This window comes from Bacillus sp. JHAA (genome assembly GCF_036961585.1).
GTDB classification, from domain to species: domain Bacteria; phylum Bacillota; class Bacilli; order Bacillales; family Bacillaceae; genus Bacillus; species Bacillus velezensis.
The window spans coordinates 391757-408432 of the sequence record NZ_JBAMDE010000003.1; the positions used below are offsets into that span (position 1 = coordinate 391757).

The window sequence follows — 16676 nt, forward strand, 5'->3', positions numbered from 1 at the left end:
GGAAGGTGTTTGTTGTGACAGAATTAGCAATCCGGCTTAAAGAAGCCAGAGAGGAAAAAGGGATGTCATTGGATGAACTCCAGGCGGCGACGAAAATTCAGAAAAGATACTTAACCGCTCTGGAAGAAGGCAATTATGACGTCATTCCCGGCAATTTTTATGTGCGGGCGTTTATCAAGCAATACGCTGAAGCTGTCGGGCTTGATTCAGATCAGTTATTTGAAGAATATAAAAAAGACATCCCTAACACGTACCATGACGATGTGTCGGAAAAAATCTCCGGTCTCGCCATGCAAAGGGAGCTTCCTAAGTCCGCTTCAAAGGCGGCGGAATGGCTTCCGACCGTCCTTGTCGTCATCGGTGTCATTATCGTCATCGCGATCATTTATGCGATTATTCAGCTCGGAATGAGCAAATCCGGGCAGACAGACGGAGATAAGGCAGTCACCCAAAGTGAGAGCAAGTATGAGATTCCTAAGGATTCTGCGCTGAAAAACGACGGCAATACAAATGACGAAGCGCAATCTGACAGCAAAAAAGACAAAAAGGACACAAAAGCGTCAGAGCAGAAAAAGAAAGAAAAAAGCAGTGAAAAGACGGAGATCAAAGCGGCCGGAACGGAAGGCTCGGCTTCTTCATACAACGTCTCCGGGGCAGATAAGTATAAGCTTGAACTGATTGCTTCTGACAGCGCATGGATCCGCGTCCGTGATGACAGCGGCGGTTCTTTAAAAGAAGGAACACTGCAAAAAGGCGAAACCTTTAAAAAAGACGTCACGGATCAAAAGCAGATTGAAATCCGCACGGGCTATGCCCCTAACCTGAAAATTAAAATCAACGGAGAGGTTCTGTCCTATGAACTCAATCCGCATGATGTAATGGCGCAGACCATCACAATCAAGATGAAAAAATAAAAGGGGAAAAGTCATCTGAACGATTAAGATGACTTTTTCTTCACGTCCGAGTACATATTATTGGAGGGGCTTTATGTTTAACTTACCGAATAAAATCACACTGGCAAGAATCGCTTTAATTCCTGTATTTATGATTATCATGCTTGTTCCTTTTCAGTGGGGCAGCGTTCATATAGGGGATGAATCGATTCCGGTCGCACATCTTACGGGAGCTGTTTTGTTCATTATCGCATCAACGACTGACTGGGTGGATGGCTACTACGCCAGAAAACTGAACCTCGTGACAAACTTCGGGAAATTTTTAGATCCGCTGGCTGACAAACTGCTGGTGTCCGCGGCATTAATTACGCTTGTGCAGTTTGACCTTGCGCCGGCGTGGATGGTCATCATCATCATCAGCCGCGAATTTGCCGTAACGGGATTAAGACTTGTGCTGGCGGGAACGGGGGAAGTTGTAGCCGCCAATATGCTGGGGAAAATTAAAACATGGGCTCAGATCATCGCTGTTGCCGCGCTTTTGCTGCATAATCTTCCGTTTGAGCTCGTTTCTTTCCCGTTCGGCGATATCGCTTTATGGGTGGCCGTGCTGTTCACAGTCATTTCCGGCTGGGATTATTTTGCGAAGAACTGGGATGCGTTAAAAACATCTAACTAAGAAAGAAGGACTTAAAGATGGAAATAGCAAAAAAAGCAGAAATCATTGCAGTCGGCTCGGAGCTTCTGCTAGGCCAGATCGCCAATACGAACGCGCAGTTTATCAGTAAAGAGCTGGCGGAAATTGGTGTAAACGTGTTTTATCATACCGCTGTCGGTGACAATCCGGAGCGGCTTAAGCAAGTCATCCGCATTGCCGAAGAGCGCTCAGACCTGATTATTTTTTCAGGCGGCCTCGGACCGACCAAGGACGATTTGACGAAAGAAACCATTGCAAACACACTGGGGCGCCCGCTCGTTCTGAATGACGAAGCGTTCCGGTCGATCGAAGAATATTTCGCGAAAACAAAACGGACCATGTCGCCGAATAACCGCAAACAGGCGCTCGTCATTGAGGGCTCAGACGTTTTGGCGAATCATTTCGGCATGGCGCCGGGAATGCTTGCAGAGCACGGCTCAAGGCTTTATATGCTGCTTCCCGGGCCGCCGAGCGAGCTGCGTCCGATGTTTGAAAATGAAGCGAAGCCGCTGCTTCTTAAAAAGCTCGGTTCTAATGAGAAAATCGTTTCAACCGTGCTGCGGTTTTTCGGAATCGGTGAATCCCAGCTTGAAGCTGATTTAGAAGATATCATTGATGCGCAGACGAACCCGACGATTGCGCCGCTTGCTGCTGACGGAGAGGTCACGCTGCGTTTAACGGCGAAACATGCTGACGAAAAAGAAACAGAACGGCTTTTAAAAGAAACGGAAGCCGCCATTTTAGAACGTGTCGGTGAATTTTTCTACGGATATGATGATACGTCTCTGGTGAAGGAGCTTTCAAAAGCATGCAGACAAAACGGAATTACGATTTCCTCTGCCGAAAGCTTTACAGGCGGCCTGTTTTCAGAGTGGGTGACTGATTTAAGCGGTGCGTCTCAACTATTTGCAGGGGGCGTTGTCTGTTATTCCGACAGCGTGAAACAGCATGTGCTCGGCGTGAAAGCTGAGACGCTCGCAGAAAGCGGAGCGGTCAGCAAAGAGTGTGCGAAAGAGCTTGCAGCCGGTGTGAGAAAGCTGACCGGAAGCGATATCGGCATCAGCTTTACCGGGGTTGCGGGTCCCGACCCGCAGGAAGGGCATGCGCCGGGCCGCGTCTTTATCGGCATTTCGGCGGAAGGAAAAGAAGAGGTGCACGAATTTAACTTTGCCGGCTCAAGAACCGGAATCAGAAAGCGCGCCGCTAAATACGGCTGCCATCTCATTTTGAAAATGCTGGATCAAAAATAAAGTTTTAAAGAGGCGTTTTCTCTGATTTTTAAGTTTTACAAGGGAAATTATGCTCTTTTGCAGAAAAGCGAACGCGGAAAAAATCCGAATATGCGTTCGCTTTTTTCTTGGCAAATGCCAGTAAACAAGGTATAGTATATGTAGTGGCAAGATAAAGGAGGAAAAAATAAATGAGTGATCGTCAGGCAGCCTTAGATATGGCTCTTAAGCAAATAGAAAAACAATTCGGCAAAGGTTCCATCATGAAGCTCGGAGAAAAAACGGATACAAGAATTTCAACGGTGCCAAGCGGTTCCCTTGCACTTGATACCGCTCTCGGAATAGGCGGATACCCGCGCGGACGGATTATTGAAGTATACGGACCTGAAAGCTCAGGTAAAACGACTGTAGCGCTTCACGCAATCGCTGAGGTTCAGGAAAAAGGCGGACAGGCAGCATTTATTGATGCTGAGCATGCTCTTGATCCTGTTTACGCGCAAAAGCTCGGTGTCAATATCGAAGAGCTTCTGCTTTCTCAGCCGGATACGGGAGAGCAGGCGCTAGAGATTGCTGAAGCGCTGGTGCGAAGCGGAGCTGTTGATATCGTAGTCGTTGACTCTGTTGCGGCGCTTGTTCCAAAAGCTGAAATTGAAGGTGACATGGGTGATTCACACGTCGGTTTACAGGCGCGTCTTATGTCTCAGGCGCTCCGTAAGCTTTCCGGCGCCATCAATAAATCTAAAACAATCGCAATCTTTATTAACCAGATTCGTGAAAAAGTCGGCGTTATGTTCGGAAATCCGGAGACGACACCGGGCGGCCGCGCGCTGAAATTCTATTCTTCCGTGCGCCTTGAAGTGCGCCGTGCCGAGCAATTAAAGCAGGGCAACGACGTGATGGGGAATAAAACGAGAATTAAAGTCGTAAAAAACAAAGTCGCTCCTCCGTTCCGTACGGCTGAAGTGGACATTATGTACGGTGAAGGAATCTCCAAAGAAGGGGAAATCATCGACCTTGGAACTGAACTGGATATCGTGCAAAAAAGCGGTTCGTGGTATTCTTATGAAGAAGAACGCCTCGGTCAGGGCCGTGAAAACGCCAAGCAGTTCTTAAAAGAAAATAAAGACATCATGCTGATGATTCAGGAACAAATCCGTGAATATTACGGTTTAGACAATAACGGTGTAACGGACAAAGCGGAAGAAGTTCAGGAAGAGATGGAATTAGAAGAATAAAAACACGATCAAAAGAGCGGAATAAGCAATTTCCGCTCTTTTTTTGTGTGTTTCAAAAAAACACTGGCTGTTTCGGAAAATTTTATCTGGAATGTTACAACTTTTTTCACCCTTCACTCGTCTAACATCATGGCGAAAGTTGAAATTATATCTGAGGAGGAAAAAAGATGACGAGCCCCCGCCGCACAAGAATAAATAAAAAAAGAAAGAAGAAGCTGATGAAAACGGGAGGGCTGTTTCTTTTTCTGCTGCTTGTCACTGTTTTTATTATGATCTGGACCGTCACAGCGCATCACCGGGAGAAGGAATCCGTTAAAAACGCTCCCGCCGCTCAATCTGATACTTCAAAAGACCAGACTCAACAGAAAAAAGAAAAGACGCAAAAAGAGAAAACACCTAAATCAATCGATCACAATAAACAGATCAGCAATTACTTGCAACAGATCGGGTTCAGCGGCACAGCAATGATCGTAAAAGATGGAAAAGTTGTGCTGAAAAAAGGCTTTGGCTATGCGGACCGAAAACAAAAAATTAAAAACAATCCGGAGACATCATATTATATCGGTTCTTCACAAAAAGCGTTAATCGCGACGGCTGTCCTGCAGCTTGAAGAAAAAGGGCTGCTGCAGACGAGTGACCCCGTCAGTACATACTTGCCGAATTTTCCCAACGGCACGCGCATTACATTGAAAAACCTGCTCAATCATACGTCCGGCATAAACGGGCATATTGAGGGACAGGGACCGATTTCTCCAATTGATTTAATCAAGGATATAGAATACCGCGGAATTAAACGGCAGCCCGGGGTTTGGGATTACAGGGATTCCAACTATTCAGTGCTTGCTTATATCGTATCTCAAGTCAGCGGGGAGTCTTATGAACAATATATAAAAGAACACGTGTTCAAACCGGCCGGAATGAAGCATGCCGGATTTTACAAAACATTTGTCAAAGCCAAATATCCTGCCGTCGGCTACAAAGTCGATGAGAGCGGCAGTCTTGTAACGCCGCACCTTTTGGACTTATCGCAGCTGTACGGGGCGGGCGACATGTATATGAGCGCTGAAGATCTCTATAAATTTGATAAAGCGATCGTAAACGGCACGCTCCTTTCAAAAGAAAGCTTCACAAAAATGTTTACAGCAGGAAGCAGTGCCGCTTACGGCATGGGGTTTTACATTGATCCGGGAAGCTATTCCAATCACGGTGTTATGCCCGGTTACAACATTTTGAACAGCTTCAGCCATTCGGCAAGCAAATATGTCATATTACTGTCAAACATTCAGAATAACGCCAAATTAGGACAGGTAAACAATAGAATTTACCAATTGCTTAACCAGGCGGACTAACAGAGCCGTCATTCACAAAAAGCGGATGAAGGTATGGTATGATATATACATGGGCGAAGATCCGAGCTGAAGGCGAATCGTTAAGCTGGCAAGCTTGACAAGTATTTCCGACACAATTACAATGAAGTTGTAACATTTGTTTTTTTAACATGATTGTTAAACCATTTAAACTTGACAAGGGCATGAGAGACTCATTCCCTGTGAAGGTTCTGTATGTTGAGAAAATCAGACAATGTACATGCCGGCACTTATTTAAGCAAAAACCAAGTTCATAGCAAGAGGAGGTGAAAGTATGACCCCAATGACGGTTCTCATCTCCATTTTGCTGACTCTGCTCGGTTTAGTTGTTGGCTACTATGTTCGTAAAACCATTGCCGAAGCAAAGATTGCGGGCGCACGCGGTGCTGCCGAGCAAATCCTTGAAGATGCAAAGCGTGATGCTGAAGCACTGAAAAAAGAAGCTCTGCTTGAAGCAAAGGACGAAATCCATACACTTCGAATAGATGCTGAACAGGAAGTTCGTGAAAGACGAAATGAGCTTCAAAAACAAGAAAACCGTTTACTTCAAAAAGAAGAAAATCTTGACCGTAAACATGAAGGAATTGATAAACGGGAAGCGATGTTGGAGAAGAAAGATCATTCTCTGAATGAACGACAACAACATATTGAAGAGATGGAAAGCAAAGTGGATGAGATGATTCGTATGCAGCAGTCAGAACTCGAACGCATTTCGAGCCTGACACGGGATGAAGCGAAACAAATCATTCTTGACCGGGTTGAAAATGAGCTTTCACATGACATCGCCATCATGACAAAAGAAACCGAAAACCGTGCGAAAGAAGAGGCAGATAAAAAGGCGAAAAACATTCTGTCGCTTGCTTTGCAGCGCTGTGCAGCAGATCATGTTGCCGAAACGACGGTATCGGTCGTCAATCTTCCGAATGATGAGATGAAAGGACGTATCATCGGCCGTGAAGGGCGTAACATTCGTACGCTTGAAACGCTTACAGGTATTGACCTGATTATTGATGACACACCTGAAGCAGTCATTCTTTCCGGATTTGATCCGATCAGACGGGAGACGGCAAGAATCGCTCTTGATAAACTCGTTCAGGATGGCCGTATTCACCCGGCGCGCATTGAAGAAATGGTTGAAAAATCCCGCCGTGAGGTAGATGACTATATCCGGGAAATGGGTGAGCAGACGACGTTTGAAGTCGGCGTTCACGGACTCCACCCGGATCTGATCAAGATCCTCGGCCGGTTGAAATTCCGTACAAGCTACGGGCAGAACGTACTGAAACATTCTATGGAAGTTGCGTTTTTAGCCGGTTTAATGGCTTCCGAGCTTGGAGAAGATGCAAAGCTTGCCAAGCGGGCCGGTCTTCTGCATGACATCGGAAAAGCAATTGACCATGAAGTGGAAGGAAGCCACGTGGAAATCGGAGTGGAGCTTGCGACCAAATATAAAGAGCATCCAGTCGTCATTAACAGTATTGCGTCACACCACGGAGACGAAGAGCCGACTTCCATTATCGCCGTTCTGGTTGCTGCCGCTGATGCACTGTCAGCCGCAAGACCGGGCGCGAGAAGTGAAACGCTCGAAAACTATATCCGCAGACTTGAAAAGCTTGAAGAAATCTCCGAGTCTTACGAAGGTGTTGAAAAATCATTTGCGATTCAGGCCGGCCGTGAAGTTCGCATCATGGTAAAGCCGGACTCCATTAATGATTTAGAAGCCCATCGTTTGGCACGTGATATCCGTAAACGAATTGAGGACGAGCTTGATTATCCGGGCCACATTAAAGTGACCGTAATCAGAGAAACTCGAGCCGTAGAGTATGCAAAATAAAGTGATGCTTAGCGCATCACTTTATTTTTTTGAGTCCCTGAAAAGGAAGGAATGGAATGTATGAGAATTTTATTTATCGGAGATGTTGTCGGTTCCCCGGGCCGCGACATGGTAAAAGAATATGTCCCGAAACTGAAAGCGAAACATAAACCGCATTTTACAATTATTAACGGAGAAAATGCAGCACACGGAAAAGGACTGACAGAAAAGATCTACCACAGCCTGATGGAAGCGGGAGCAGATGCCATTACAATGGGAAACCATACGTGGGATAAAAGAGAGATCTTCGACTTTATTGATGATGTGCCGCATCTTGTCCGGCCGGCGAATTTCCCGGAAGGTACGCCGGGCAAAGGCATTACCTATATTAAATCGAACGGAAAAGAGCTTGCCGTCATTAATTTACAGGGACGGACGTTTCTTCCGCCGCTTGATGATCCGTTTGCTAAAGCGGATGAATTAATAGAAGAAGCGAAAAAGCGCACGCCGTACATTTTTATTGATTTTCACGCCGAAGCGACAAGCGAAAAAATTGCAATCGGCTGGTACACAGACGGAAGAGCCTCTGCCGTGGTAGGCACCCATACACACGTGCAAACGGCAGATAACCGCATTTTGCCGAAAGGAACGGCATATATTACTGATGTAGGCATGACGGGTCCGTACGACGGAATTCTCGGTATGGACAGAGAAACGGTCATCAAGCGGTTTAAAACCAATCTTCCCGTCCGGTTTACGGTGGCGGAAGGTAAAACTACGCTGAGCGGAGTGCTCATTGACATCGACGATCAAACGAAAAAGGCCGTAAATATCGAACGGATATTAATCAATGATGACCATATGTTCTTTGAATAGGTGATCATGTGTTTATTTTATAAAAATATTAAAAGGAAAAGCAGGAATATAGCAACTTCTTAGTGAATATAGTAGAAATGGAAGGTAGCCCGCTATTTTTGAAAAGCATTGTGGGGATGGCTTTTTGGATAGCAACATCTAATAATGATTGTTCTAATGAACACTCACTTATCCATTGTAAAACTAAGGGGGAGCAGAAATGGAAATCTTGAAAGTTTCAGCAAAATCAAGTCCAAATTCAGTAGCAGGCGCGCTTGCCGGTGTATTGAGGGAACGCGGAGCCGCCGAAATTCAAGCAATTGGGGCGGGTGCCTTAAATCAGGCTGTTAAAGCGGTTGCGATTGCCAGAGGCTTTGTCGCGCCAAGCGGCGTAGATTTGATTTGTATTCCGGCTTTTACAGATATACAGATTGACGGAGAAGAAAGAACGGCGATTAAGTTAATCGTCGAACCCCGTTAAAAACAAAAACATGACATTCTCAACCTGCTTGCGTAAGGCGAGCGGGTTGTTTTTATTGTTGTCATATTTTCTCACAATATTATATTGATAGTACGAAGAGATGATAAATGGCTTTATTCATATAATATTCAAAAAAAATCCCGCCCATTTTTCCGGACGGAAGCAGTTGTTTTCTCGGAGTGGACACTGGTGTTTACCTCCTTTTTATATCATGTTACAATCCAGTTATTACAGTGTTTTTTCGAGGAGGAGTGTACATGTTGGGAGGAAAGATGAAAGCTATCGTCAAAAATGAAAACGCTTTCGGAGCAACTCTGAAAGAAATTCCCATACCTTCCATTAATGAGAATGAAGTTCTCATTAAAGTACAGGCCGCATCTATATGCGGTACAGATGTGCATATTTATAATTGGGATCAATGGGCGCAGAAACGAATCAAAACACCTCAAGTATTCGGACATGAATTCAGCGGTATCGTAGCGGAAACGGGCAAGCACGTCACAAATGTCAAAACAGGTGACTACGTTTCGGCTGAAACCCACTTCGTCTGCGGTACTTGTGTCCCTTGTTTAACAGGAAAACATCATGTGTGCACCCATACAAAGATCCTCGGCGTAGATACAGCCGGTTCCTTCGCTGAATATGTCAAAGTGCCGGCTCGAAATGTTTGGAAAAATCCCGCTGATATGGACCCCGCCGTCGCTTCTGTTCAAGAGCCGCTTGGCAACGCGGTGCATACGGTGCTGGAAAGCAGCCAGCTTGCGGGCGGTTCCGCTGCAATTATCGGCTGCGGACCGATCGGGCTGATGGCGGTGGCAGTGGCTAAAGCGGCCGGTGCATCCCGTATTGCGGCCATTGATAAAAATGATTACAGGCTGGCTCTTGCGAAGAAATTGGGAGCCACGATCACCATTTCAGCTGATAAGGAAGATCCGCTTGAGGTGATCGACACCTTAACAGGCGGAGAAGGGATCGACCTTGTCTGCGAAATGTCAGGCCACCCGGCAGCTATCGCACAAGGATTAAAGATGGCGGCCAACGGGGGAAGGTTCCATATGCTGAGTCTGCCGGAACGTCCGGTGACGGTTGACCTGACAAATGACGTGGTGTTTAAAGGACTTACCGTCCAAGGCATCACAGGCAGAAAAATGTTTGAAACATGGCGGCAGGTATCGCACCTGCTTGAATCCGGCCTTGTTGATCTGACGCCGGTGATCACGCATCAGTTTCCGCTTGAAGACTTTGAAAAAGGGTTTGACCTGATGAGAAAGGGCCAGTGCGGCAAAGTCATTTTGATTCCATAAGGGGAGGGTTCTATAATGAAAGAATTTGAATTTCTAAAAGCAGAGCTTGATAAAATGAAAGAAAATAAAACGTGGCAGCAAATGAAACAAATTGAAACGAAGCAGGGTCCGTCGGTGGAAGTCAAAGGGGAAAACGTGATACAGCTTTCATCGAACAATTATCTCGGTTTGACGTCGCATCCAAGGCTTGTCGAAGCGGCCAAACGCGCCGCGGAAGAATTCGGAGCGGGTACGGGGTCCGTCCGGACAATCGCCGGAACATTCACAATGCACAATGAGCTGGAGAAAAAATTGGCAAACTTTAAAAAAACAGAAGCGGCACTTGTTTTTCAATCGGGGTTCACAACGAATCAGGGCGTCTTATCAAGCATTCTTACAAAAGAAGATATCGTGATCTCTGACGAACTGAACCATGCTTCCATTATTGACGGGATCAGGCTGACGAAAGCAGATAAAAAGGTGTACCGCCATGTTGATATGGACGATTTGGAAAGAGTGCTGAAAAAATCAATGAATTACCGCATGCGCCTGATCGTCACCGACGGCGTATTCTCAATGGACGGCAACATCGCTCCTTTGCCTGACATCGTCAAACTTGCAGAGGCGTACGATGCCTTTGTGATGGTCGACGACGCGCATGCTTCCGGCGTACTCGGAAAAAACGGAAGGGGAACGGTTAATCACTTCGGTCTTGACGGAAGAGTCCATATACAGGTGGGCACATTAAGCAAAGCCATCGGAGTGCTTGGCGGTTACGCCGCAGGGTCGCAGGTTCTGATCGATTACCTGCGCCATAAAGGGCGTCCTTTCTTATTCAGCACTTCTCATCCGCCTGCGGTAACAGCCGCATGCATAGAAGCCATTGACGTCCTGCTGGAAGAGCCTGAGCATATGGAAAAGCTATGGGAGAACACGGCGTATTTCAAAGACAAACTGGTTCAAATGGGGCTGACCCTCACAAAAAGCGAAACACCGATCGTGCCGATATTAATAGGGGAGGAAGAAAAAGCCCAGGCATTATCAGACCTTTTATTGACCCGCGGCGTCTTTGCACAAAGCATCGTGTATCCGACGGTCGCCCAAGGAAAAGCGAGAATCCGCACCATTATTACGGCGGAGCATACAAATGAGGAGCTTGACCGGGCCTTGGAAGTTATCCGTTCAGCCGCAAAAGAGCTGCAGCTTGTGTAAGGGGGAAATGATTCCCTCTTTTTTATTTCTTATTGATTCTTATTCTCAATAAGGTGTACAATAATAGGCTGGCGGTTGTGCCAAACGCTTTTAACCAGTATACTTGAGGGTGGAAGTTTCGGTTGAAAGGAGACATTCGAACATGAATGAAAAGCAAAAGCAGGAAAGCGGACAAGTGAATCCGGCGGACAAAACATCCGAAAAGGATTACAGCAAGTATTTTGAAGCCGTATATATTCCGCCTTCTTTAAAAGATGCGAAAAAACGGGGCAAAGAATCCGTTCAATATCATAACGATTTTAAAATCTCAGAAGAATTTAAAGGCCTCGGTGAAGGCAGGAAATTTTATATCCGCACGTACGGATGCCAAATGAACGAGCATGATACGGAAGTCATGGCGGGTATTTTTATGGCGCTCGGTTATGAAGCGACAAATTCGGTTGATGACGCGAACGTTATTTTATTAAACACTTGCGCTATCCGGGAAAATGCTGAAAACAAAGTGTTCGGCGAGCTCGGCCATTTAAAGGCGCTCAAAAAAAATAACCCGGACCTGATTCTCGGCGTCTGCGGCTGCATGTCACAGGAAGAATCAGTCGTAAACCGCATCCTTAAGAAGCACCCGTTTGTCGATATGATTTTCGGCACGCACAACATTCACCGTCTGCCGGAACTGTTATCAGAGGCATATTTATCAAAAGAGATGGTCATTGAAGTGTGGTCGAAGGAAGGGGATGTCATTGAAAACCTTCCGAAAGTCCGCAACGGAAAAATTAAAGGCTGGGTCAACATTATGTACGGCTGTGACAAGTTCTGCACATACTGCATCGTACCGTATACCCGCGGAAAAGAACGAAGCCGCCGTCCTGAGGAAATTATCCAGGAAGTCAGAAGACTTGCAAGTGAAGGCTATAAAGAAATCACACTGCTCGGTCAAAACGTGAATGCGTACGGAAAAGATTTTGAGGATATGACGTACGGACTCGGTGATTTAATGGACGAACTGCGCAAAATTGATATTCCGAGAATCCGATTCACGACGAGTCATCCGCGTGACTTTGATGATCATCTGATCGAAGTGCTCGCCAAAGGCGGCAACCTTCTTGACCATATCCATCTTCCGGTTCAATCAGGAAGCTCAGCGATGTTAAAAATGATGGCGCGCAAATATGACAGAGAACGCTATCTGGAGCTTGTCGGAAAAATTAAAGCGGCGATGCCGAACGCTTCACTGACGACCGATATTATTGTCGGTTTTCCGAATGAAACCGATGAACAATTTGAAGAAACGCTTTCGTTATATCGCGAAGTGGAATTTGACAGCGCATATACGTTTATTTACTCTCCTCGTGAAGGCACGCCGGCAGCGAAGATGAAAGACAATGTTCCGATGAGGGTCAAGAAAGAACGTCTTCAGCGCCTCAATGATTTGGTGAAAGAAATTTCAGCCAAAAAAATGAAGGAATATGAAGGCAGGACTGTCGAAGTATTAGTTGAGGGAGAAAGCAAAAATAACCCTGACATTCTTGCCGGCTATACGGAAAAAAGCAAGCTCGTCAACTTCAAAGGGCCGAAAGACGCCATCGGCAAGATTGTACGCGTCAAAATCGAACAGGCGAAAACATGGTCGCTTGACGGTGTGATGGCAGGAGAAGCAATCGAGGTGAAATAATAATGACGCTTTACTCAAAGAAAGACATTGTACAGCAGGCTAGGAACCTTGCGAAAATGATTTCTGAAACAGAAGAAGTTGATTTTTTCAAACGCGCCGAGGCGCAGATTAACGAAAATGAAAAAGTCTCTGCAATTATTAATCAGATTAAAACCCTGCAAAAGCAAGCCGTTAACCTGAAGCACTACGAAAAGCTTGAAGCGCTGAAACAAGTGGAAAGTAAAATTGACGCCCTGCAGGAAGAGCTTGAAGGGATTCCGATCATTCAGGAATTCAGAGATTCCCAGATTGAGGTCAATGACCTTCTTCAGCTTGTCGCACATACGATCTCAAATCAGGTGACAAACGAAATCATTACATCTACCGGAGGCAACCTGCTGACGGGAGAAACCGGTTCAAAAGTAAAACATTCGAATAACAGCTGTTCTATTTAAACACGGGGCCTTCATCGGCCCGTGTTTTTTTGCTTTTGAGAACTAATTGTAATATGTACTAAATTTTCATTAACTCACCGTTTTGTCCCATTTTACTGGAAAGTTTTATCATACTTAAAAGTAAAGTTTCTGGGCAGGGCTGCATACAATGAAACAGAAACTTTGTATTTTTATATTTTTATTATAAAAATGCACATGAGACAAATGCCCAGCATAAGATAACACGAAGAAGAACAAGGAGGCCTGCCGGAATGTCTGAATACAGGGAAATTATTACGAAAGCGGTAGTTGCGAAAGGAAGAAAATTCACCCAATGCACCAACACGATCTCACCTGGAGAAAAACCGTCAAGTATATTGGGCGGCTGGATTATCAACCACAAGTACGATGCCGAAAAGATCGGGAAGACTGTAGAAATTGAAGGGTATTATGATATAAACGTCTGGTACTCTTACGCCGATAATACAAAAACGGAAGTTGTAACCGAGAGAGTAAAGTATGTCGATGTGATTAAACTCAGATACAGAGACACAAATTACTTAGATGACGAACACGAAGTCATTGCCAAAGTGCTGCAGCAGCCGAATTGTCTTGAAGTCACCATTTCTCCTAACGGAAATAAAATCGTGGTTCAGGCAGAGAGAGAATTTTTAGCAGAAGTGGTCGGTGAAACGAAAGTCGTCGTCGAAGTCAATCCTGACTGGGAAGAAGACGATGATGATGATTGGGAAGACGATCTTGATGAAGAATTAGAGGACATTAACCCTGAATTTTTAGTCGGAGATCCTGAAGAATAAGTTGAGGCTAGGGGAGTTTAACACCCCAAGTCTCTTTTTTATATATAAAGATATCACTCTTTTGTTTATGTTATAATGGGATTCGGATAAGAGAAGATACATAGTGAGGGATTAAATGATGGCTAGTTACACGCCTATGATACAGCAATACTTGAAGATAAAGGCAGAGCACCAAGATGCCTTTTTATTTTTTCGGCTTGGTGACTTTTATGAAATGTTTTTTGAAGATGCAAAAAAAGCGTCACAAGAGCTTGAAATTACACTGACAAGCAGAGACGGAGGTTCGGCTGATAAAATTCCGATGTGCGGCGTGCCGTATCATTCCGCGGCGGCTTATATTGAACAGCTGATTAAAAAGGGCTATAAAGTGGCGATCTGTGAGCAGACGGAAGATCCGAAGGCGGCTAAAGGCGTTGTAAAAAGAGAAGTCGTCCAGCTGATCACACCGGGAACCGTGATGGATGGAAAAGGCATTCATGAATCGGAAAACAACTTTATCGCTTCCGTTTCCGAATTCCGTGACGGATACGGTCTCGCTTTATCGGACTTAACGACCGGAGAAAACCTGGCCGTATTTATTGAGCGGATTGAAGATGTCATGTCAGAAATTTACTCAGTCGGCGCAAAGGAAATTGTCGTATCAAGCAAGTTTAACGAACATACAGCTGCTCAGCTGAAAGAACGGTGCGGCGCCACGATTTCCATCGAAGACGGGGAAATAACAGAACGCATTGAAATCGCAAATCACTTGCCGGGCGAAGAGCTGACAGAGACGTTTATGCGTTTATATACGTATTTGCAGAAAACGCAAAAACGGAGCCTGGATCATCTGCAGCCGGTTCAAGTATATGAATTGGAAGAAGCGATGAAAATTGACCTGTATTCAAAACGGAATCTTGAGCTGACGGAAACGATCCGTTCGAAAAGCAAAAAAGGGTCATTGCTTTGGCTTTTAGACGAGACGAAAACAGCGATGGGCGGCCGGCTTCTCAAACAATGGATTGACCGCCCGCTGATCAGGGCATCCCAAATCGAGGAACGCCAGGAAATGGTCGAGACGCTGATCAATCATCTGTTTGAGCGTGAAGATCTGCGAGAGCGCCTGAAGGAAGTATACGATTTAGAACGTCTGGCGGGCCGGGTCGCATTCGGAAACGTCAACGCAAGGGATTTAATCCAGCTGAAAGAATCTTTAAAACAAGTGCCGAGCATCAAAGAGCTTGTAGGGTCTCTTAACCATAAAAAAGCAAAAGAACGCGCCGGCTTGATTGATCCGTGCGGAGATTTGCTTGACCTGTTAGAAGAAGCCCTTCATGAAAACCCGCCGTTATCGTTAAAAGAAGGCAATTTAATTAAAGACGGCTATCATCAGAAGCTCGATGAGTACCGTGACGCCAGCAAAAACGGTAAAGACTGGATTGCCAGACTGGAGCAGCAGGAACGCGCTTATACGGGCATCCGTTCATTAAAGGTCGGTTTCAATAAAGTGTTCGGCTATTATATTGAAGTCACAAAAGCAAACCTTCATCTGCTTGAAGACGGACGGTATGAGCGGAAGCAGACCCTCACAAACGCCGAACGGTACATTACGCCGGAATTGAAGGAAAAAGAAGCGCTTATTTTAGAAGCGGAAAACAACATCTGCGAGCTGGAATATGAGCTTTTTGCCGGACTGCGTGAAAAGGTGAAACAATTTATTCCGCGCTTGCAGCGTCTTGCCAAACAAATGAGTGAGCTGGACGCACTGCAATGCTTTGCTACGATCAGTGAAAACAGGCATTACACAAAGCCCGTCTTTTCTGATAATGAAGTAAAAGTCATTGAAGGGAGACACCCCGTCGTTGAAAAGGTGATGGACAGTCAAGAATACGTCCCGAACAACTGCCTGATGGGCGATTCGCGGGAAATGCTCCTGATTACAGGTCCGAATATGTCAGGTAAAAGCACGTACATGAGACAGATCGCACTTCTATCGATCATGGCCCAGATCGGCTGCTTTGTGCCCGCAAAAGAAGCGGTTCTGCCGATTTTTGATCAAATCTTCACGAGAATCGGGGCAGCGGATGATTTGATTTCCGGACAAAGCACCTTTATGGTGGAAATGCTTGAAGCGAAAAACGCGATTGTGAACGCCACAAAAGACAGCCTGATCCTGTTTGATGAAATCGGCCGCGGGACATCAACGTACGACGGAATGGCGCTGGCACAGGCGATTATTGAGTATGTCCATGATCATATCGGCGCTAAAACACTGTTCAGCACGCATTATCATGAGCTGACGGTGCTTGAAGATAAGCTTCCTCAGCTGAAAAACGTTCATGTGCGCGCAGAGGAATATAACGGAACGGTCGTGTTTCTCCATCAAATCAAAGAAGGAGCCGCAGATAAAAGTTACGGCATTCATGTCGCCCAGCTTGCCGAGCTCCCGGACGATCTGATCAGCCGCGCGCAGGAGATTTTGAAACAGCTTGAGCAGACGGGAGATAAGCCGGAGCTTCCGGCGGTATCTGAGAAAAAGTCCGCCGTCAGAGAAGAACCGGCACAGCTGTCCTTTTTTGCTGACGGTGAAAAAGAACAGAAGGCACCGGCTGTTTCTAATAAAGAAAAACAAGTGCTTGAAGCCTTTAAGTCAATCAATATTCTCGATATGACGCCGCTTGAAGCGTTGAACGAAATGTACAAGCTGCAAAAAAAATTAAAATAGAAAGAGG

At 45.7% G+C, this 16676-nt stretch carries 14 protein-coding genes; all 14 read left to right on the top strand.

The features are described from left to right. Positions 1–14 precede the first annotated feature (14 nt). The 14 genes from V7728_RS09340 to mutS all read left to right on the top strand — a co-directional run bounded on the left by V7728_RS09340 (position 15) and on the right by mutS (position 16669). Positions 15–914 carry a helix-turn-helix domain-containing protein gene (locus V7728_RS09340; RefSeq protein ID WP_014417801.1) on the top strand — a complete coding sequence of 300 codons (900 nt, stop codon included), beginning with the start codon at positions 15–17 and terminating at the stop codon, positions 912–914. Positions 915–987: 73 nt separating this feature from the next. Continuing rightward, positions 988–1569 carry a CDP-diacylglycerol--glycerol-3-phosphate 3-phosphatidyltransferase gene (gene pgsA, locus V7728_RS09345; RefSeq protein ID WP_007409821.1) on the top strand — a complete coding sequence of 194 codons (582 nt, stop codon included), beginning with the start codon at positions 988–990 and terminating at the stop codon, positions 1567–1569. Positions 1570–1586: 17 nt separating this feature from the next. Then, positions 1587–2837, top strand: coding sequence for a competence/damage-inducible protein A (locus tag V7728_RS09350; RefSeq protein ID WP_007409822.1), 1251 nt, complete (start codon positions 1587–1589; stop codon positions 2835–2837). A 170-nt stretch (positions 2838–3007) separates the two neighbouring features. Beyond that, positions 3008–4051 (top strand): recombinase RecA, encoded by a 1044-nt coding sequence (gene recA / locus V7728_RS09355; protein ID WP_003154145.1) that lies wholly within the window; start codon positions 3008–3010, stop codon positions 4049–4051. A gap of 167 nt (positions 4052–4218) precedes the next feature. Continuing rightward, positions 4219–5400 carry a serine hydrolase domain-containing protein gene (locus V7728_RS09360; RefSeq protein ID WP_064115445.1) on the top strand — a complete coding sequence of 394 codons (1182 nt, stop codon included), beginning with the start codon at positions 4219–4221 and terminating at the stop codon, positions 5398–5400. Between the two features lie 292 nt (positions 5401–5692). Beyond that, on the top strand, positions 5693–7252 hold the full coding sequence (gene rny, locus V7728_RS09365) for a ribonuclease Y (protein ID WP_003154140.1): 1560 nt from the start codon (positions 5693–5695) through the stop codon (positions 7250–7252). A gap of 60 nt (positions 7253–7312) precedes the next feature. Further along, the gene (locus tag V7728_RS09370) at positions 7313–8107 is read left to right on the top strand and encodes a TIGR00282 family metallophosphoesterase (RefSeq protein WP_003154137.1); all 795 of its coding nucleotides are present in this window, start codon (positions 7313–7315) and stop codon (positions 8105–8107) included. Positions 8108–8306: 199 nt separating this feature from the next. Further along, on the top strand, positions 8307–8567 hold the full coding sequence (gene spoVS, locus V7728_RS09375; RefSeq protein ID WP_003154135.1) for a stage V sporulation protein SpoVS: 261 nt from the start codon (positions 8307–8309) through the stop codon (positions 8565–8567). Positions 8568–8824: 257 nt separating this feature from the next. Then, positions 8825–9871, top strand: a complete 1047-nt coding sequence (tdh, locus tag V7728_RS09380; RefSeq protein WP_043021104.1) for an L-threonine 3-dehydrogenase — start codon at positions 8825–8827, stop codon at positions 9869–9871. A gap of 12 nt (positions 9872–9883) precedes the next feature. Then, positions 9884–11062, top strand: coding sequence for a glycine C-acetyltransferase (locus V7728_RS09385; protein WP_098081411.1), 1179 nt, complete (start codon positions 9884–9886; stop codon positions 11060–11062). 142 nt (positions 11063–11204) lie between these two features. Further along, complete coding sequence (miaB, locus tag V7728_RS09390) at positions 11205–12734, top strand: tRNA (N6-isopentenyl adenosine(37)-C2)-methylthiotransferase MiaB (protein ID WP_012117585.1); 1530 nt, start codon at positions 11205–11207, stop codon at positions 12732–12734. Positions 12735–12736: 2 nt separating this feature from the next. Further along, positions 12737–13168, top strand: coding sequence for a RicAFT regulatory complex protein RicA family protein (locus V7728_RS09395; protein ID WP_003154113.1), 432 nt, complete (start codon positions 12737–12739; stop codon positions 13166–13168). A 251-nt stretch (positions 13169–13419) separates the two neighbouring features. Continuing rightward, positions 13420–13965, top strand: a complete 546-nt coding sequence (cotE, locus tag V7728_RS09400) for an outer spore coat protein CotE (protein ID WP_003154111.1) — start codon at positions 13420–13422, stop codon at positions 13963–13965. A gap of 118 nt (positions 13966–14083) precedes the next feature. Beyond that, entirely contained in the window at positions 14084–16669 is a 2586-nt protein-coding gene (gene mutS, locus V7728_RS09405) for a DNA mismatch repair protein MutS (RefSeq protein ID WP_099567273.1), read from the top strand. Positions 16670–16676: the final 7 nt, after the last annotated feature.